The sequence below is a fragment of the Rahnella inusitata genome (assembly GCF_965118895.1).
GTDB lineage: Bacteria > Pseudomonadota > Gammaproteobacteria > Enterobacterales > Enterobacteriaceae > Rahnella > Rahnella inusitata_A.
In genome coordinates, this window is record NZ_CBCPJJ010000001.1 from 327,971 (window position 1) to 347,197 (window position 19,227).

Sequence of the window (19,227 nt, forward strand, 5' to 3'; positions counted from 1 at the left end):
GGGAGGAATGTGACGCTTACTTACCGATGTCGCGCAGTGCTTCGCCTTTCATCAGATTGCGTTCAATGTGTTCCAGAGAGACGTTTTTGGTCTCAGGGATTAGCGCAATGGTGATGAAGATGAAGACCACGTTCAGCGCGGCGTACACCCAGAAGGTGTTGGCGTTGCCGAGCGTTTCCAGCATGGTCAGGAAGGTGGCACCGACTATCATGTTAGCAATCCAGTTGGTTGCCGTGGAAACGGTGATACCAAAATCGCGACCTTTCAGCGGCTGAATTTCGGAACACAGCACCCAGATTAGCGGGCCGGCACTCATCGCAAAACCTACGATGAACATCAGCAACATGGCGATAGAGAAGTATTTCGCAAAGTCAGATTCCACACCGATGTGCAGCATCGTACCGAGAATACCCATACCGACTGCCATCACCAGGAAGCCCAGTTTGAGCGTAGGTTTACGACCCCAGCGGTCAACCAGACCGATAGCAATGAAGGTCGCCAACACGTTGACCAGACCGACAATCACCGTGCCCCACATTTGCTGAGAAGTACTGGCGAAACCGGCGATGCCGAAGATTTTAGGTGCGTAATACATGATGACGTTCATACCGGTGAACTGCTGCATCACCTGCAACAAAATCCCAAGATAAACCGCACGACGGAAGTTTTTGTTGTTGATGAATAACCCCCAGCCGCTCTGTTTCACTTTCAGGCTTTCACGGATTTCATCCAGTTCGCTTTTCGCCTGCGCGGTGGAATCGCGCAGTTTTTCCAGCACGCGGCGGGCTTTGTCGTCATTGCCACGTGCGGCAAGCCAGCGCGGGCTGTCCGGCAGGAAGAACACGCCGATCAGCAGCAGCAGGGCTGGAATGGTGATCACGCCCAGCATCCAGCGCCATGCGCCGCTGTAGCTGAAAGCGGTATCCGACAGATACGCCACCAGAATACCGATGGTGATCATCAGCTGGTACATAGAAATCATGCTGCCACGGATTTTCTCCGGTGCGATTTCTGACAGATAAATCGGCGCGGTGTAAGACGCGACACCCACCGCCAGGCCCAGCAGAACTCGGGCGACGATCAGCACTTCGGTGTTTGGCGCGAAGGCGGAACACAGCGAACCGACCACGAACAGAACCGCGCCGATCATCAGGCTGTATTTACGGCCAAGACGGAAGTTCAGCCAGCCACTGCCGACGGCACCAACAGCGGCACCGAACATCATTGAGCTGACCACCCACTCCTGCTGATGGTTGGTTATCTGAAAATCATGGCTAATAAACGGCAGTGCGCCAGCGATGACACCGATGTCCAGACCGAACAGAAGTCCGGCCAGTGCAGCGAGAAAACAGACAAAGAAAGTGACGCTTTTATTCGAGCGTTTTCCTTTGGTCGACGTTGAGTTGTTCATCCGGTCTCCAAAATAGTGCAATCGTATAGTGTTTGTAATAATGCTTAGGCTGTTATGTTATTAACCCTGCCTCCAGCTTAACGTGAACCCGGTCACAGTGTTGTAATCGCTTACACTAATGGCTGTGGTTGGAATCATTGTTCTGGAAGGGATTCAAAGAGATGCAAAGCAGGAAGGGGGAAAGCCGTTAAAGTAATAGTGCATAAATTGATTTATATCAATCAAATTTCTGTTTCAAACTTTTACCTATGGAAATAATGCATTATTTAATAACAAGTTATTAGCTGTAACCGTTTTCATTCTGGGCGGTGTTTATGTCGTTTTAGGAATTTTCCTCAAATTTCAGATAAAAAAAACCCTGCCACAAGGACAGGGTTGATGTGCAGAACTGTCTGAAAAATGACTTACAGGTCAGCAGCGTCGCGCAGTTGTGCGGCACGGTCGGTTTTTTCCCAAGGGAAATGTTCGCGACCAAAGTGACCGTACGCAGCGGTTTCTTTGTAGATTGGGTGCAGCAGATCCATCATCTGGATCAGACCGTATGGACGCAGGTCGAAGAACTCGCGCACCAGCAGGGTCAGTTGCTCGTTAGAAATTTTACCGGTACCGAAGGTTTCCACCATGATGGACGTCGGTTCTGCCACGCCGATAGCGTAAGACACCTGAATTTCACAACGGTCAGCCAGACCGGCAGCCACGATGTTTTTCGCCACGTAACGGGCAGCATATGCCGCTGAACGGTCAACCTTAGACGGATCTTTACCGGAGAATGCACCGCCGCCGTGACGGGCCATGCCGCCGTAGGTATCGACGATGATTTTACGCCCGGTCAGACCGCAGTCACCCATTGGTCCGCCGATAACGAAGCGACCAGTCGGGTTGATGTGGTATTTGGTGCCGGCGTTCAGCCATTCTGCTGGCAATACAGGTTTGATGATTTCTTCCATCACCGCTTCCTGCAAATCTTTCAGGCCAATCTCTTCAGAATGCTGGGTGGAAAGGACGACCGCATCGATACCGACAATTTTGCCTTCGTCATACTGGAAAGTGACCTGGCTTTTCGCATCAGGGCGCAACCACGGGAGGGTGCCCGCTTTGCGAACTTCAGCCTGACGCTGCACCAGACGGTGTGCGTAAGTGATTGGGGCTGGCATCAGCACGTCGGTTTCGTTGGTCGCGTAACCAAACATCAGACCCTGGTCGCCGGCGCCTTGCTCCAGCGGATCCTGGCGGTCAACGCCCTGGTTGATGTCCGGAGACTGCTTACCAATGGCGCTCAGTACGGCACAGGAATTGGCATCGAAGCCCATCTGGGAATTGACATAGCCAATCTCACGGATGGTCTGACGGGTGATTTCTTCTACGTCGACCCAGGCGGTAGTGGTGATTTCACCGCCCACGAGGACCATGCCGGTTTTGACATAAGTTTCACATGCAACACGTGCTTTCGGGTCTTGTTCTAAAATCGCGTCCAGTACGGCATCGGAAATCTGGTCAGCGATTTTATCTGGATGTCCTTCAGAAACTGATTCGGACGTGAAGAGGTGTTTAGCCATTATGTTCTTTACCTTCATACGACGGGTTAGATATCACTGCATAGCACTGGGGAGACTGGCAGATGAGGAGCGGTGCTCGCCATTGTCGCAATGCGTCCTGCATGTCCCCATAAGGCAAAGCCTTGAAGCAGTTTGAGCATTAATCCGCAAGTTTGCTACGGACGGATTAACATCTGGACGGCTATTTTAGGATAGCAGGTGTTACGAAAGCCAGTCATTTTTGTGATGAACATGGCGTTTTCGTGCGTCTTTGCAGTGATATTCACGCATTGAAACCATCAAGGCTGCATTTTCATTTTGCATTTACAGCGTGTTGCCGGTATAAACGCCGCGCGCCCGGCACTTTCTCGACGCCCGCGTATCCCAGTAATTACTGTTTTCTCAGCTCGAATGCCCGCGGGTGATGCGTGGCACGTGTGGAGGTGGTTAGGTTAATGACCCACTTTTTACCGCTTGTTACATTTCAACAGCATCCCCGGCAGACATTGTTTATCGCTGCCGCACGCCTTTCTGAAAAATTTCTGTCATCAATCCGATGTTATAAACAGCCTGTCCGTCGGATGGACGCGTTTATGCAGCCTGACTATAGACAGTTCAGTCTGCGACATCTGAGCGCTACTCAGCCACATCGGGCCGGTTAACAGCCGCTTCCCCCGTTAAAACTGACGTAGCCTGCAACCTTAGGGGCGTTATTCCTATGGTTTCTTCTGACCCGTTCCACGGAGTCTAATGATGAATTCTATAATCACATGAGTGAAAAACAGTTTGCCAACCCTGGCGCACAGGTTTTTATCCTGTCTGAAAGCCATTCGTTCGGGTTGTTCTCACCTGTTGTTACTGCGATAGTGGCTGGCCATGTTGTCAGTGTAGAAAGAGGATTTACCTATGTCTGATGACATCCAGTCCCACCGTCCGTCACATGCGGGCGATACCGTTTCTTTGCGCTCCATGCAGGAGGTTGCCGTGAACGATCGTGATGCCAGTAAAATGCTGCGCACTTACAACGTTGCCTATTGGGGTAACAATTATTATGACGTCAATGAACTGGGCCACATCAGTGTTTGCCCGGATCCCGATGTCCCTTCAGCACGCGTGGATCTGGCGCAACTGGTGAAAGACATGCGTGAGCAGGACGGTCAGCGTCTGCCGGCGCTGTTCTGCTTCCCACAAATTTTGCAGCACCGTCTGCGTTCGATTAACGCCGCGTTCAAACGTGCGCGCGAATCGTTCGGCTACGAGGGTGACTACTTCCTGGTGTACCCGATTAAGGTGAACCAGCATCGCCGCGTGATCGAATCGCTGGTCGAATCCGGCGAACCGCTGGGTCTGGAAGCCGGTTCGAAAGCCGAACTGATGGCGGTTCTGGCCCATGCGGGCATGACCCGTTCGGTGATTGTCTGTAACGGCTATAAAGACCGTGAATACATTCGTCTGGCGCTGATCGGCGAGAAGCTCGGTCACAAGGTGTATCTGGTTATCGAGAAGATGACTGAGATTAAGCTGGTGCTGGAAGAAGCTGAACGTCTGAACGTGATCCCGCGTCTGGGTGTACGTGCGCGCCTGTCTTCGCAGGGCTCCGGCAAATGGCAGTCCAGTGGCGGCGAGAAATCCAAGTTTGGTCTGGCAGCATCACAGGTTCTGCAACTGGTCGAAATGCTGCGTGAAGCAGGGCGTCTGGAAAGTCTGCAATTGCTGCACTTCCACCTCGGCTCCCAGCTTTCCAATATTCGTGATATCTCCACCGGCGTTCGTGAATCCGCGCGTTTCTACGTTGAGCTGCACAAGCTGGGCGTCAACATTCAGTGCTTCGACGTCGGCGGCGGTCTGGGTGTGGATTACGAAGGGACCCGCTCGCAGTCTGACTGCTCGGTGAACTACGGTCTGAATGAATACGCTAACAACGTGATCTGGGGGATTGGCGATGCCTGTAACGAACATGGCCTGCCGCACCCGACGGTGATCACCGAGTCTGGCCGTGCCGTGACCGCGCACCATACCGTGCTGGTGTCTAACATCATCGGCGTTGAGCGTAATGAGTTCCGCGATCCGATTCAGCCAGCCGATGACGCGCCGCGTGCGCTCGGCAGCATGTGGGACACCTGGAACGAAATGCACGATCCGGAAAACCGCCGCTCGCTGCGTGAATGGTTGCATGACAGCCAGATGGATCTGCACGACGTTCATTCGCAATATGCACACGGTATTTTGGATCTGACGCAGCGCGCCTGGGCGGAAGACATCTACCTGAACATCTGCAACATGATTCAGGGTCAGCTCGATCCGAGCAACCGCGCACACCGTCCAATCATCGACGAATTGCAGGAACGCATGGCGGACAAACTGTACGTCAACTTCTCGCTGTTCCAGTCAATGCCCGACGCGTGGGGTATCGATCAGCTGTTCCCGGTTCTGCCGCTGGAAGGCCTGGATAAACCGCCGGTAGGTCGTGCGGTACTGCTGGACATCACCTGCGACTCTGACGGCACTATCGATCACTATATCGATGGTGACGGCGTGGCGACGACCATGCCGATGCCCCCGTATGATCCGGAAAATCCGCCAGTGCTGGGCTTCTTTATGGTCGGCGCGTATCAGGAAATTCTCGGCAACATGCACAACCTGTTCGGTGATACCGCAGCAGTGGACGTGTTCGTCTTCCCTGACGGCAGCATTGAAGTGCAGCAGTCGGATGAAGGCGATACCGTCGCTGATATGCTGGAATACGTGCAGCTGGATCCGAACGTTCTGCTGGCCCGTTTCCGCGATCAGGTGAAAGAAACCGATCTGGATGCCGACCTTCAGGCGCAGTTCGTCGAAGAGTTTGAATCCGGTTTGTACGGTTATACTTATCTGGAAGAAGACGAGTAAAAGCGCACAATAATCCGGCTTGAAGCTGAGCCGGATTAAGGTAAAATTCGCGCCAACAGCAGTACAATATGAATTTGTAGAAATCCCTTTCAGGTCGGGCAAACGACGTGGTGGGGATTTTTTTTCATCTATACTTCACCACTCTGTGTCAGCAGCAGGCTGCACGGCGATGCAAAAAGAGGACATTTTTATGAGTAAATTAGTGAGCACTTTAGGTAATGAGCCTGATAACTCCCTGGTTTCCAACGCATTTGGTTTTCTGCGTTTCCCGCTGAACTTCCAGCCGTACACTGCGGAAGCTGACTGGGTCATCACCGGTATTCCTTTCGACATGGCGACCTCCGGCCGTTCAGGCGCACGTCTCGGTCCTGCCGCTATCCGTCAGGTGTCTGTGAATCTGGCGTGGGAAGGTCAGCGCTGGCCGTGGGATTTCGATCTGCGCGATCGTCTGAACGTCATCGACTGTGGCGATCTGGTGTTTAACTTCGGTGATGCACAGGATCTGACGGATAAACTGCAACAGCACGCTGATAAAGTGCTGTCGTCCGGCAAGCGTATGCTGTCTTTCGGCGGTGACCACTTTGTAACCCTGCCACTGCTGCGCGCACACGCTAAACATTTCGGTAAAATGGCGCTGGTGCATTTCGATGCGCACACCGACACTTATTCCAACGGCAGCAAATTCGACCACGGCACCATGTTCTTCCATGCGCCGAACGAAGGCCTGATCGACCCGAATCACTCTGTGCAGATCGGTATCCGCACCGAGTTCGACAAAAATCTCGGTTTCACCGTTCTGGATGCCGCGCAAGTTAACGACCGCACCGTGGATGATATTCTGGCGCAGGTGAAGCAAATCGTCGGTGATCTGCCGGTTTACCTGAGCTTTGACATCGACTGTCTGGATCCGGCACATGCACCAGGCACCGGCACACCGGTCATCGGTGGCCTGACGTCAGACCGCGCGCTTAAACTGGTTCGCGGCCTGAAAGACTTGGATCTGGATATCGTGGGTATGGATATCGTGGAAGTGGCTCCGGCTTACGACCAGTCTGAAATCACTGCGCTGGCCGCTGCGACCCTGGCGCTGGAAATGCTGCACGTGCAGGCGTCCAAAAAAGGCTGATAATCAGTCCATTTCGTCATTCTCTTAAGGCACCCATCGGGTGCCTTAATTATTTGTATCGTGAATGTATTTTTATTGATTATATAAAATTAAAATTAGTTTTTAACTCAACTCTAAGCGTAAAAATCATTTTCCCGCATATAACCGTCATCCGCACAGTTTCATAATTAAATTACCCCGCTCATCCTTTATTCTGCACGCCGTTTAAATTCGCACCGGCTTACGATGTATTTGTTGAGTGAATAATAAAATTGAAATCAATTCATAATTTTTATAAAAATAAAATAATCCCTCCGTTTATTTTTCTGCCTCTCTTTATTTCACTCAGCGGCTGCGCGTGGGTGCATGATGAAAAACCGGCAATCGCTGAAACCGATATTGCGCAACTGCGCACGCCGCAAATTCCAAAGGCCGCGATGCAAAAATGGCCGGGTTCTGACTGGTGGACGGACTATCACAATCCGCAACTTAACGCGCTGGTGGCGCAGGCGCTGAAGGACTCCCCGTCGATTGCCGTGGTGCAACAGCGCGTGGAAGTGGCGAAGGCGCACATCAAAATGAGCGAAGCGAGCGACGGGCCGCAGGTCGATTTCGGCGCTGACCTCGAGCGGCAGAAAATGTCGGCAGAAGGCGTGATGGGGCCGTTTGCGCTTGACGATCCGGCGGCAGGCACTACCGGCCCGTGGTACACCAACGGGACATTTGGCCTGCAGGGCAGGTATGAGCTGGATCTGTGGGGGAAAAATCGCGCACATATCCAGTCAGCGCTTGGTGTTTATCAGGCAAAGCAGGCTGAACTGGCCGAGGCACGTCTGCTGGTCTCTTCTGCGGTGGTGGAGCTTTACTGGGATATCCAGACTTACATGGCGCTCAAGCAAACGCTGATGGATCTGCGGGAACAGGAAACGCTGATCGCCAAAACTGATCGTCAGCTTTACGAACAGGGCGTCACGTCGTCGATTGATGATACCAGCACGTCTATCAGGCTGGCGAAAATCGACGAACAGATCGATGTGTCGAAAGGGCGGCTGCGCCTGTTGCAAACCTCATTGCAGGCGATGCTGGGTATGAATGCGCCGGCGGTGCATTTAACGCCGGTCACTTTGCCTGAGATGAAAGACAGCCTGCCGTCGGTATTGGGCTATGAACTGCTGGCGCGCCGCCCGGATTTGCAGGCCGCACACTGGTATATCGAGGCGTCACTGAGTGCAGTTGATGCGGCCCATGCGGCGTTTTATCCGAGTATTAATCTCATGGGCTTTCTTCAATACGATGCACTGCACATGAGTGATCTGTTCCGCAGTTCGGCGCAGCAGATGGGCGCGATTGCCGGACTGACGTTGCCGGTGTTTGACAGCGGCAGGCTGAATGCCAATCTGGGCATTGTGCGCGCCAACAGCAATCTCAGTATTGCGTCGTATAACAAAGCGGTGGTGGAGGCAGTGAGTGATGTGGCGAAAAACGCCAGCCAGGTACAGACGTTATCGGATGAAAATGCGCATCAGCAAACCGTACTGGACGGCAGCCAGCATATTTACTCGCTCGCGCAACAGCATTTCAGCGTGGGAATAATCAGCGGCGCGCAGGTGGCAAAAGCTAAATTACCGCTTCTGCAGGAGCAGGCTAAAAAGATTCAGTTGCAAGGGGAATGGATCAGCGCCGATATTCGTCTGATCCGTGCAGTTGGCGGTGGTTATCGCGCTCAGAATACGGAAACCGTCCATCATGGCTGAACAGTTTGGAAATGAAAAGCGCAGCGTTCTCTGCGAACACTGCGCTTTATCTGGTGGGGCGGGGCGTTATTTATCTTGCGCCATCCGTTCTTTCATATGATCGGCGCGTTCCTGCGATGGCGGGTGTGAACTGAACAAACTCTTCTCGCTGCCACCGCTCAGTTTTGCCAGTTTCTCAAACGCCGTCACCAGACCTTTGGTAGGCAGTTTGCGTTTTTTCAGTAAATCGTAAGAATAATCATCGGCGTCAGATTCCTGCTTCTGTGAGAACTGCGCGTTGATCAGATCTTCGCCCAGATCTGCCAGCTGAGTGCTGGAAAGCTGGCCGACGACGCCACCCGCCGCGCCGGCTGCGGTATGTGCTGCGGCCGCACTATAAGCCACCTGCATGGCTTTTTTGGTATGGCCCAGCGCCACATGCCCCATTTCGTGGCCCAGTACGCCTTCGATTTCATCGTCGTTCATCATGTCCATCAGACCGCTGTAAACGCGGATACAGCCGTTGGCCATTGCCCAGGCATTGACGTCGCTGGTCAGGTAAACTTTATAGTTAGCCGGGGTACCGTTAATGTTATTACCGAGGTTTTTGGCAATCTTATTCAGGCGTTTGGTATATTTACTTTTTGCTGATGCAATGCTGGAACCGGCATCCATTTCTTTGCAGGCGCCGTCAGTCATGTTTTTCACATCCTGATCGGTCAGCGTGGCAGCTTTATAAGCCTGGGAGCCTGAATCCAGTAATGCATTGGTATTCAGACCGTTTTGACAACCGCTTAATAATACCGTTATGCCAACCGCAATGGCTGTTACGCGAAAATCCATAATCCATCTTCCTTTGATAGTGAATGCAGAAAGTTAACTAAAAATATCGCAGGAAGAATAACTAATCATTCTGAGTTAGCGAGAAAAAGAAGGCGGGTGATGTTATTTCAGATTTTGTGCGAATTAATTTCCATTAAACAGAAGTTAAAGAATTAATAGAAAGTGGTAAGTCGTTATAATAAGAGATGCGCCCTGAGACGCATCTCTTTATTTATTATTTCCCTGCGGCGATGCGCTCGCGAATATGTTTGGCACGCGCTTCTGACGACGGGTGATCGTCAAACCAGCCGATGCTGCTACCCTGATCCAGTTTCGCTAATTTATCGAAGCTGGTCGCCAGACCGGTCGGATCGATGCCGCGTTTTTTCAGCAGATCAAAAGAGTAATCGTCGGCTTCGGATTCCTGCTTTTGGGAGAACTGGGCGTTAACATATTTCTCGCCCAGATCCGCCAGCTGCGACTGTGACAGCGTGGCGCTGACGCCGCCGAGTGAGGAAATCGCTGAGCGTGCTGCCGTTGCGCTGTACGCCACCTGCATGGCTTTGCGGGTGTGGCCGAGGGCGACGTGGCCCATTTCGTGGCCAAGTACGCCTTCGACTTCATTATCGTTCATCATATCCATGAGACCGCTGTAGACGCGGATACAGCCGTTAGCCATCGCCCAGGCATTGACGTCTTTGGTCACGTAGACCTTGTAGTTGGCTGGTGTGCCGTTGATGTTGTCGCCCAGCGCGGCGGAGATTTTTTTCAGACGCTGTGCATACTCGCTGCTGTCTGGTGCGATTTGCGCTTTTTTATCCATCTCTTCGCACGACTGAACGCTGAGGGTTTTCACATCAGCGTCGCTCAGGGTATACGCCTGATAAGCCTGCGCGCCGGATTGCATTAAAGTATCGGTATTCACTGTTGCACAACCGCTCACCAGAGTGGTGGCCAGCAGGCTCAACATTACAGGATGAAATTTCATCAATTCAGGTTCCCAGAAAAAGTGAAAAAATCAGTCAATGAAGCCTGAAAAAGGCTCTCATTGTAAGAATAGCGTTAAGGTAGGATTTTCGCAGTGCCCGATCTATAGTGTAAGTCCGAAAAAACGCACTGATTTAAAAGCGTATTCTGTGAACTTCATCACGTGAGTGATTAGAGATTGCCGATTTAATGCCGAGTCTGAGAAAATGACTTCCTTGACTGCTTTATTAATCCGACCTGGAGTAGAACATGTCCTCTCGTAAAGAGCTTGCGAACGCAATCCGCGCACTTAGTATGGATGCCGTGCAGAAAGCGAATTCCGGCCACCCTGGCGCCCCTATGGGCATGGCTGACATTGCCGAAGTCCTGTGGCGTGACTACCTGAACCATAACCCGACTAACCCAAACTGGGCTGACCGCGACCGCTTCGTGCTGTCCAATGGTCATGGTTCCATGCTGATTTACAGCCTGCTGCACCTCACAGGCTATGATCTGCCGATCAGCGAACTGGCAAACTTCCGCCAGCTGCACTCCAAAACCCCAGGCCACCCGGAATACGGTTATACCGCTGGCGTTGAAACCACTACCGGCCCGCTGGGTCAGGGCATCGCCAACGCCGTCGGTTTTGCTATTGCAGAACGCACGCTGGCTGCGCAGTTCAACAAACCAGGCCACGACATCGTTAACCACCAGACCTACGCATTCCTGGGTGATGGTTGCATGATGGAAGGCATTTCTCATGAAGTGTGTTCACTGGCCGGTACGATGAAACTCGGCAAACTGACCGCATTTTATGATGACAACGGTATTTCCATCGATGGCCACGTTGAAGGCTGGTTCACCGATGACACCGCTAAACGTTTCGAAGCGTACGGCTGGCATGTCGTCCGTGGCGTTGACGGTCACAACCCAGACTCGATCAAAGCCGCTATCGAAGAAGCACACAGCGTCACCGACAAACCTTCCCTGCTGATGTGCAAAACCGTGATCGGTTTCGGTTCGCCGAACAAAGCCGGTACGCACGATGTACACGGTGCCGCACTGGGCGCAGCTGAAGTTGCCGCGACCCGTGAAGCGCTCGGCTGGAAATATGCTGCGTTTGAAATTCCACAAGATATCTACGCACAGTGGGATGCGAAAGAAGTCGGGAAAGCCAAAGAAGCTGCATGGGACGAGAAATTCGCCGCCTATGCCAAAGCACATCCTGAACTGGCAAAAGAGTTCAAACGTCGTGTGAACGGCGAGCTGCCAGCTAACTGGGAAGCGGACGCACAGAAATTTATCGAAGAGCTGCAGGCAAATCCTGCCAACATCGCCAGCCGTAAAGCATCTCAGAATGCGCTGGAAGCTTTCGGTAAAGTCTTACCAGAATTCCTGGGCGGGTCTGCTGACCTGGCACCAAGCAACCTGACTATGTGGTCTGGTTCCAAGTCTATCGGTGACGATCAGGCGGGTAACTACATCCATTACGGCGTGCGTGAATTCGGTATGACTGCGATCACCAACGGTATCGCGCTGCACGGCGGTTTCCTGCCGTACTCTGCGACCTTCCTGATGTTCGTCGAATATGCGCGTAATGCCGTGCGTATGGCAGCTCTGATGAAGATCCGCAATGTGTTCGTCTACACCCATGACTCCATCGGTCTGGGCGAAGACGGCCCGACGCACCAGCCGGTTGAGCAAATCGCCAGCCTGCGCGTCACGCCAAACATGAGCACATGGCGTCCGGCTGACCAGGTTGAATCTGCGGTTGCGTGGAAATACGCCATCGAACGCAATGACGGCCCGGTTACCCTGATCTTCTCCCGTCAGAACCTGACCCAGCAACCACGTACCGCTGAGCAGCTGGCAAACGTGGCGCGCGGTGGTTACATCCTGAAAGATTGCGACGGCACGCCTGAGGTTATCCTGATCGCGACCGGTTCAGAAGTCGGTATCACCGTAGAAGCCGCAGACAAACTGGCCGCGGCGGGCACCAAAGTGCGCGTTGTATCCATGCCGTCTACCGATGCCTTCGACAAACAGGACGCGGCTTACCGTGAATACGTCTTGCCGAAAGCGGTTTCCGCGCGCGTTGCGGTGGAAGCGGGTATCGCTGACTACTGGTTCAAATACGTTGGCCTGAACGGCGCTATCGTCGGCATGCACAGCTTCGGCGAGTCAGCTCCGGCAGACCTGCTGTTCAAAGAGTTCGGTTTCACTGTTGATAACGTAGTTGCGCAAGCACAGTCGTTGTTGAAGTAATTCCATTCTTTAGTGAATCTCAAAAGCACCTTCGGGTGCTTTTTTTACATCCTGATACCCTGAGCAGGCTTGCAGTTTCCTTGCTAAATGACACAGGTCAAACCGTTCACAGGTGAACCTCGTTACACTCGCTTAATTCTGAAACTGTTTTAATCTTTCGGTTTTTGAGAGGAATCACTGTCTGAAACGTGATGAAAAAGTAAAATCACTGTGAATGCGCGGATTTGTATGGTGTTTTTTTAAGCGATCGAAGCGATTCGCACGGTGAAATTCCTGGAATTATTCCTTTTAGACATAGTTTCGTTTATTCTCAGCTGAACCGTTTCAGTCAGGCTATTTGAGCTTATCGTCGTCACCACGTAGTTAACGTGGAGGAAAAGGACATTTTTCTGAGGCACGTATTGTGCGAACCGATGATGATGGTTATTCACCGTAAACGCACGCTGCATTACTATAGGTGTTACTGATATTGAGTAACAACCGTGTAACAGGGAGAAGTATGCCAATACGTATTGCAATTAATGGCTTTGGTCGCATTGGCCGTAGCGTATTGCGCGCGTTATACGAATCCGGGCGTCGGGCGGAAATCTCCGTTATCGCTATCAATGAAATTGCCAGCCCTGAAGGCATGGCCCATCTGCTTAAATACGACTCCAGCCACGGGCGCTTCGCCTGGGATGTCCGCCAGGAAGGTGAAAACCTTTACGTCGGCGATGACTCTATCCGATTATTCCATCAACCTGATGCCAGCCAGCTGCCGTGGGGCGAGCTAAGTATAGACGTCGTGCTCGATTGCACCGGCGTTTACGGTAGCCGTGCAGACGGCGAAACTCAGCTTGAGGCCGGAGCCAAAAAAATTCTGTTCGCGCATCCGGGCGGTCACGACCTCGACGCCACCGTGGTGTACGGTGTAAACCACCAGTTGCTCGAACGCCAGCATCGCATTGTGTCCAATGCGTCCTGCACTACCAATTGTATTATCCCTGTGATCAAGCTGCTCGACGATGCCTACGGCATTGAGTCCGGCACCGTAACGACCATCCACTCTTCGATGAATGACCAGCCGGTTATCGACGCCTACCACGCCGATTTACGCCGTACGCGCGCCGCCAGCCAGTCCATTATCCCGGTCGATACCAAGCTTGCCGCGGGGATCACGCGCATCATGCCGAAGTTCTGCGATCGCTTTGAAGCGATCTCCGTGCGTGTGCCGACCATCAATGTCACAGCCATTGATTTGAGCGTATTTGTCGAGGGTTCAGTGACGGTTGACGAGGTGAACCAGCTGCTGCAAAAAGCCGCAATGGGCGCTTTTCGTGGTATAGTTGACTATACCGAACTACCATTAGTCTCGACAGATTTTAACCACGATCCCCACAGCGCCATTGTTGATGGAACGCAGACGCGGGTAAGTGGAAAGCACCTGATAAAAACACTGGTCTGGTGCGATAACGAGTGGGGCTTTGCCAACCGAATGTTGGATACAACATTGGCAATGTCCGCTAGCGGTTTCTAGTACGGTTGTTGCGGCCCTTCCTGGCCGAAACTGCCTTCAAGCAACTTTAAAGAGAATCAACGAGAGGATTCACCATGTCTGTTATTAAGATGAGCGATCTGGATTTAGCAGGTAAGCGCGTATTGATCCGTGCGGATCTCAACGTGCCGGTTAAAGATGGCAAAGTAACGTCAGATGCACGTATCCGCGCTTCTTTACCTACCATCGAAATTGCCCTGAAACAAGGTGCACGCGTGATGGTTACCTCACATCTGGGTCGTCCGACTGAAGGCGAATATAACGAAGAGTTTTCTCTGCTGCCGGTTGTTAACTACCTGAAAGAACATCTGAAATCTCCAGTTCGCCTGGCGAAAGACTACCTTGATGGCGTTGAAGTTGCAGAAGGCGAGCTGGTTGTTCTGGAAAACGTTCGCTTTAACAAAGGCGAAAAGAAAGACGACGAAGCGCTGTCCAAAAAATATGCTGCCCTGTGTGACATCTATGTGATGGACGCCTTCGGTACAGCGCATCGCGCACAAGCTTCTACCCACGGCGTCGGCAAATTTGCCCCAATCGCGTGTGCGGGTCCTCTGCTGTCAGCTGAGCTGGAAGCACTGGGCAAAGCTCTGGGTAATCCGGCGCGCCCAATGGTGGCGATCGTTGGTGGTTCTAAAGTGTCTACCAAACTGACCGTTCTGGATTCCCTGTCCAAAATCGCTGACCAGCTGATCGTTGGCGGTGGTATTGCGAATACCTTTGTTGCTGCACAAGGTAACAACGTTGGTAAATCCCTGTACGAAGCGGATCTGGTTGATACAGCAAGCAAACTGCTGGAAACCTGCGATATTCCTGTCCCTACAGACGTTCGTGTGGCCACTGAGTTCTCTGAAACAGCCGTCGCTACCGTGAAGTCTGTTAAAGACATCAAAGATGACGAACAAATTCTCGACATGGGCGATGAGTCTGCTTACCGTCTGGCTGAGATCATCAAAAACGCCAAAACCATTCTGTGGAATGGCCCGGTAGGCGTGTTCGAGTTCCCTAACTTCCGCAGAGGAACCGAAATTGTGGCGCAGGCCATTGCTGACAGCGAAGGTTTCTCTATCGCAGGCGGCGGCGACACTTTAGCGGCTATCGATCTGTTCGGTATCGCTGACAAAATTTCCTATATCTCCACTGGCGGTGGCGCATTCCTCGAGTTCGTTGAAGGGAAAGCACTGCCAGCGGTTGTGATGCTGGAAGAGCGTGCTAAGAAGTAATGAACCCTGAACAGGAAACATAGGGTTTCCTGTTCTTCTTTGCCGCGCGAGGGGCTGCACAGTGGAACTCGCGCGACATAGCAAACCGATTCAATCCATCTACGGCCGACGAATACAGGACAAAGAACTATGTCTAAAATTTTTGATTTCGTAAAACCAGGCGTTATCACTGGTGATGATGTACAGAAAGTTTTCGCTGTTGCTAAAGAAAACAAATTTGCTCTGCCAGCGGTTAACTGCGTAGGCACCGACTCTATCAACGCCGTTCTCGAAGCTGCTGCGAAAGTTCGTTCCCCGGTTATCGTTCAGTTCTCTAACGGCGGCGCTGCGTTCATCGCAGGCAAAGGCCTGAAAACTGACGTGCCGCAAGGCGCTGCAATCCTGGGTGCAATCTCTGGCGCACACCACGTGCATCAGATGGCAGAACATTACGGCGTGCCGGTTATTCTGCACACCGACCACTGTGCTAAGAAACTGCTGCCATGGATCGACGGTCTGCTGGACGCGGGTGAAGCTCACTTCGCCAAAACCGGTAAGCCACTGTTCTCTTCACACATGATCGACCTGTCTGAAGAATCTCTGGAAGAAAACATCGAAATTTGCAGCAAGTACTTAGCTCGCATGGCAAAACTCGATATGACTCTGGAAATCGAACTGGGTTGTACTGGTGGTGAAGAAGATGGCGTAGACAACAGCCATATGGATGCTTCTGCACTGTACACTCAGCCGCAAGACGTTGATTACGCTTACGAAAAACTGAACGCTATCAGCCCGCGTTTCACTATCGCTGCGTCATTCGGTAACGTACACGGCGTGTACAAACCAGGTAACGTTAAACTGACTCCAACGATTCTGCGCGATTCTCAGGAATACGTTTGCAAGAAACACAACCTGCCACACAACAGCCTGAACTTCGTGTTCCACGGCGGTTCTGGTTCTACTGCAGCAGAAATCAAAGAATCTGTAGGCTACGGTGTTATCAAAATGAACATCGATACCGACACCCAATGGGCAAACTGGGACGGTATCCTGCAGTTCTACAAGAAAAACGAAGCTTACCTGCAAGGTCAGTTGGGTAACCCGGAAGGCGCGGACAAACCTAACAAGAAATTCTATGACCCACGCGTATGGCTGCGTTCTGCACAGTCTTCCATGGTGACTCGCCTGGAACTGGCATTCAAAGAACTGAACGCGATCGACGTACTGTAATTCTTATCCTTCTGGTGCTTGACCACCGGAATGTGAGGATCATAACCAAAGGGGCTTCGGCCCCTTTTTTAATGTCTGCTTTCCGGCCACAATAGCCCGTCCTGCGCGTTCCCGCATGAATCCCCCGAAGAGAGAGCCATGAAGCCAAAATCTGTCACCCTCGATGATGTTGCGCGCCACGCCGGTGTTTCTTATCAGACCGTTTCCCGCGTGCTTAATCAGGCGGCGCACGTCTCGACCAAGACGCGAGACAAAGTCGAGAAGGCGATGGCTGAGCTGAACTACGTGCCGAACCGCGTGGCGCAGCAGCTGGCGGGTAAACAAAGCTACACGCTGGGGCTGGCGACCACCGAACTGGCGCTTCACGCACCGTCGCAAATTGCCTCGGCGGTGAAAACCCGCGCCAATCAGTTAGGCTTTAACGTGGTGATTTCTATGACGGACAACCTGAGCCTGTCTGCCTGCCGCACGGCGGTGAGCGAGCTGATGTCACAACGCGTCGATGGCGTGCTGATCAACGTGCCGCTGTCCAACGACAGTGCGGATGCAATAGCGCAGATGTGCGGCAACTTACCGGCGCTGTTTCTGGATGTCGATCCGCAGGCTGACGTGTTCAAAATTTTGTTCGATCCGCACTGCGGGGCAGAACAGGGCGTGGAACATCTGCTGACACTCGGGCATCAGCAAATTGCGTTACTGACCGGTCCGCTTGAATCCATTTCTGCACGTCTGCGCTATGAAGGCTGGCTGGAGACACTGGCAAAGCACGATGTGACGCCCTGTGCGGTGCAGCACGGCGACTGGAGCGCGGCATCCGGCTACCAGCAGGCATTGTTATTATTGAACCAACCTGCGCGACCTGGCGCGATTCTGGTAGCCAACGATCAGATGGCGCTCGGCGTGTTGCGTGCGGTACATGAGTATGGCCTGCGCGTGCCGGAGCAAATCTCGGTCATCGGGTATGATGATACGGAAGACAGCGCATTTTTCTTCCCGCCGCTGACCACCATCAAACAAGATTTCCGCCTGCTCGGGCATGAAAGTGTTAATCGTTTGGTTGATCACCTGCACACCCACGGCGATCGTCGCCGCTCATCGCTGTTACTGCCGACCTCTCTGGTAGAGCGCCACACCACGGCGGCGCCCGGTGAAAAGCCTGTTTCACAGGAGGCATTGTCCCAGGAACTGATCCGCATCGCACGACAGCTCAGCGCGCTGTAATTCTCAAAATCAGAACGTACTGACGCGGAATTTGTGATCCGCGTCCCTTTCCTGCTTCCCTTCGCTTTACTTACTGCCTCGCGTTACGCATCTTTATTCATATTGTGAGCGCATAACAATTTTGCAGAGGATTAACGATGAGTACATCAGGGGACGAAAAACTGTCATCGCTGGCCGTGGTTTTGGCCCGTCGTGACTGGGAAAAACCAGCATCGACGCAGCTCAACCGCCTCGCGGCGCATCCACCTTTTAACAGCTGGCGTAATAGTGCCGAAGCCAGAGAGAATGACGCATCTTCCAGTCTTCGCTCCCTGAACGGTGAGTGGGGGTTTAGCTATTTCCCCCGTCCCGAAGCCGTACCGGAACAGTGGCTGCTACAGGATTTGCCTGATACTGACCGTGTTCAGGTGCCGTCAAACTGGCAACTGGCAGGATACGATGCGCCGATTTATACCAACGTTCAGTATCCGATCCCAGTCAATCCGCCATTTGTGCCAGAAGAAAATCCCACAGGTTGTTACTCGCTCACAGTTGATGTTGATAACACCTGGCTGAGCAGCGGCCAGACGCGCATCGTTTTCCACGGTGTCAATTCAGCGTTCTATTTATGGTGCAACGGCCAGTGGATCGGTTATTCGCAGGATAGCCGTTTGCCAGCGGAGTTCGACCTCAGCGGTGTGCTGCGCGGCGGCGAAAACCGTCTGGCGGTGATGGTGCTGCGCTGGAGCGACGGCAGCTATCTGGAAGATCAGGATATGTGGCGCATGAGCGGGATTTTCCGTGACGTCGTTCTGATGCACAAACCGGCGGAGCAGATCACTGATTATCAGGTGCGCACGCATCTGTTCCACAATTTCACGCAGGCCGAACTGGAAGTGCAGGTCAGCGCCGCCGTACCGCAGGAAATGGCGGCGGATTATCACGTCCGCGTCCAGCTGTGGCGCGGCGATGACGCCATCGCAGAACATACGCAGCCGCTCGGCAGTGAAATCATCGACGAACGCGGCAATGCATTTGATAAAACGACCGTGCGCCTGCCGGTCAGCCAGCCAGCGTTATGGAGTGCGGAGCAGCCAGCGCTGTACCGCGCGGTGATTTCCCTGATGTCGCCGACCGGTGAATTGATCGAAGCTGAGGCCTGCGACGTCGGATTCCGTCAGGTGGAAATCAGCAACGGCCTGCTGAAAGTGAACGGCCAGCCGGTGCTGATCCGCGGAACCAACCGCCATGAACATCATCCTGAAAATGGTCAGGTGATGGATGAAGAGACCATGCGCCGTGACATCGTGCTGATGAAACAACACAACTTCAATGCGG

At 52.8% G+C, this 19,227-nt stretch carries 13 protein-coding genes; 9 read left to right on the forward strand and 4 right to left on the reverse strand.

The window, feature by feature from the left end; all coding sequences use genetic code 11:
* Positions 1 to 16: 16 nt before the first annotated feature.
* On the reverse strand, positions 17 to 1,411 hold the full coding sequence (locus ACMHLI_RS01465) for a sugar porter family MFS transporter (RefSeq protein WP_413527946.1): 1,395 nt from the start codon (positions 1,409 to 1,411) through the stop codon (positions 17 to 19).
* Positions 1,412 to 1,815: 404 nt separating this feature from the next.
* Positions 1,816 to 2,967, reverse strand: a complete 1,152-nt coding sequence (metK, locus tag ACMHLI_RS01470; RefSeq protein ID WP_413527947.1) for a methionine adenosyltransferase — start codon at positions 2,965 to 2,967, stop codon at positions 1,816 to 1,818.
* An 885-nt stretch (positions 2,968 to 3,852) separates the two neighbouring features.
* Between metK and speA the strand changes: the two genes are divergently transcribed.
* From speA to ACMHLI_RS01485, 3 genes are all read left to right on the forward strand, one after another.
* Positions 3,853 to 5,835, forward strand: coding sequence for a biosynthetic arginine decarboxylase (gene speA / locus ACMHLI_RS01475; protein ID WP_413527948.1), 1,983 nt, complete (start codon positions 3,853 to 3,855; stop codon positions 5,833 to 5,835).
* A gap of 202 nt (positions 5,836 to 6,037) precedes the next feature.
* Positions 6,038 to 6,961 carry an agmatinase gene (gene speB, locus ACMHLI_RS01480; RefSeq protein ID WP_112164330.1) on the forward strand — a complete coding sequence of 308 codons (924 nt, stop codon included), beginning with the start codon at positions 6,038 to 6,040 and terminating at the stop codon, positions 6,959 to 6,961.
* Positions 6,962 to 7,221: 260 nt separating this feature from the next.
* Complete coding sequence (locus ACMHLI_RS01485; RefSeq protein WP_413527967.1) at positions 7,222 to 8,694, forward strand: efflux transporter outer membrane subunit; 1,473 nt, start codon at positions 7,222 to 7,224, stop codon at positions 8,692 to 8,694.
* A gap of 66 nt (positions 8,695 to 8,760) precedes the next feature.
* On the opposite strand, the gene ACMHLI_RS01490 is transcribed toward ACMHLI_RS01485, so the two are convergent.
* Both ACMHLI_RS01490 and ACMHLI_RS01495 read right to left on the reverse strand, forming a co-directional pair.
* A complete protein-coding gene (locus ACMHLI_RS01490; RefSeq protein WP_413527949.1) occupies positions 8,761 to 9,516 on the reverse strand; it encodes a M48 family metallopeptidase in 756 nt (251 codons plus the stop codon).
* Between the two features lie 214 nt (positions 9,517 to 9,730).
* Positions 9,731 to 10,483, reverse strand: coding sequence for a M48 family metallopeptidase (locus tag ACMHLI_RS01495; protein ID WP_413527950.1), 753 nt, complete (start codon positions 10,481 to 10,483; stop codon positions 9,731 to 9,733).
* 248 nt (positions 10,484 to 10,731) lie between these two features.
* On the opposite strand from ACMHLI_RS01495, the gene tkt reads away from it, so the two are divergent.
* The 6 genes from tkt to ACMHLI_RS01525 form a co-directional block, all read left to right on the forward strand.
* Positions 10,732 to 12,726 carry a transketolase gene (gene tkt, locus ACMHLI_RS01500; protein WP_413527951.1) on the forward strand — a complete coding sequence of 665 codons (1,995 nt, stop codon included), beginning with the start codon at positions 10,732 to 10,734 and terminating at the stop codon, positions 12,724 to 12,726.
* A 499-nt stretch (positions 12,727 to 13,225) separates the two neighbouring features.
* A complete protein-coding gene (epd, locus tag ACMHLI_RS01505) occupies positions 13,226 to 14,242 on the forward strand; it encodes an erythrose-4-phosphate dehydrogenase (protein WP_413527952.1) in 1,017 nt (338 codons plus the stop codon).
* Between the two features lie 74 nt (positions 14,243 to 14,316).
* Positions 14,317 to 15,480: a phosphoglycerate kinase gene (pgk, locus tag ACMHLI_RS01510; protein WP_056773202.1), complete on the forward strand. Its 1,164-nt coding sequence runs from the start codon at positions 14,317 to 14,319 to the stop codon at positions 15,478 to 15,480.
* Positions 15,481 to 15,609: 129 nt separating this feature from the next.
* A complete protein-coding gene (fbaA, locus tag ACMHLI_RS01515) occupies positions 15,610 to 16,689 on the forward strand; it encodes a class II fructose-bisphosphate aldolase (RefSeq protein WP_413527953.1) in 1,080 nt (359 codons plus the stop codon).
* Positions 16,690 to 16,827: 138 nt separating this feature from the next.
* Positions 16,828 to 17,910, forward strand: a complete 1,083-nt coding sequence (locus ACMHLI_RS01520) for a LacI family DNA-binding transcriptional regulator (RefSeq protein ID WP_413527954.1) — start codon at positions 16,828 to 16,830, stop codon at positions 17,908 to 17,910.
* Positions 17,911 to 18,047: 137 nt separating this feature from the next.
* The coding region (locus ACMHLI_RS01525) for a sugar-binding domain-containing protein (RefSeq protein WP_413527955.1) at positions 18,048 to 19,227 on the forward strand (1,180 nt) is incomplete at its 3' end.

Coding starts and splice junctions, on each gene's coding strand:
- ACMHLI_RS01490 (WP_413527949.1), bottom strand. CDS start 9,516: ATGGATTTTCGCGTAACAGCCATTGCGGTTGGCATAACGGTATTATTA.
- epd (WP_413527952.1), top strand. CDS start 13,226: ATGCCAATACGTATTGCAATTAATGGCTTTGGTCGCATTGGCCGTAGC.
- speA (WP_413527948.1), top strand. CDS start 3,853: ATGTCTGATGACATCCAGTCCCACCGTCCGTCACATGCGGGCGATACC.
- pgk (WP_056773202.1), top strand. CDS start 14,317: ATGTCTGTTATTAAGATGAGCGATCTGGATTTAGCAGGTAAGCGCGTA.
- metK (WP_413527947.1), bottom strand. CDS start 2,967: ATGGCTAAACACCTCTTCACGTCCGAATCAGTTTCTGAAGGACATCCA.
- tkt (WP_413527951.1), top strand. CDS start 10,732: ATGTCCTCTCGTAAAGAGCTTGCGAACGCAATCCGCGCACTTAGTATG.
- ACMHLI_RS01520 (WP_413527954.1), top strand. CDS start 16,828: ATGAAGCCAAAATCTGTCACCCTCGATGATGTTGCGCGCCACGCCGGT.
- ACMHLI_RS01465 (WP_413527946.1), bottom strand. CDS start 1,411: ATGAACAACTCAACGTCGACCAAAGGAAAACGCTCGAATAAAAGCGTC.
- ACMHLI_RS01495 (WP_413527950.1), bottom strand. CDS start 10,483: ATGAAATTTCATCCTGTAATGTTGAGCCTGCTGGCCACCACTCTGGTG.
- fbaA (WP_413527953.1), top strand. CDS start 15,610: ATGTCTAAAATTTTTGATTTCGTAAAACCAGGCGTTATCACTGGTGAT.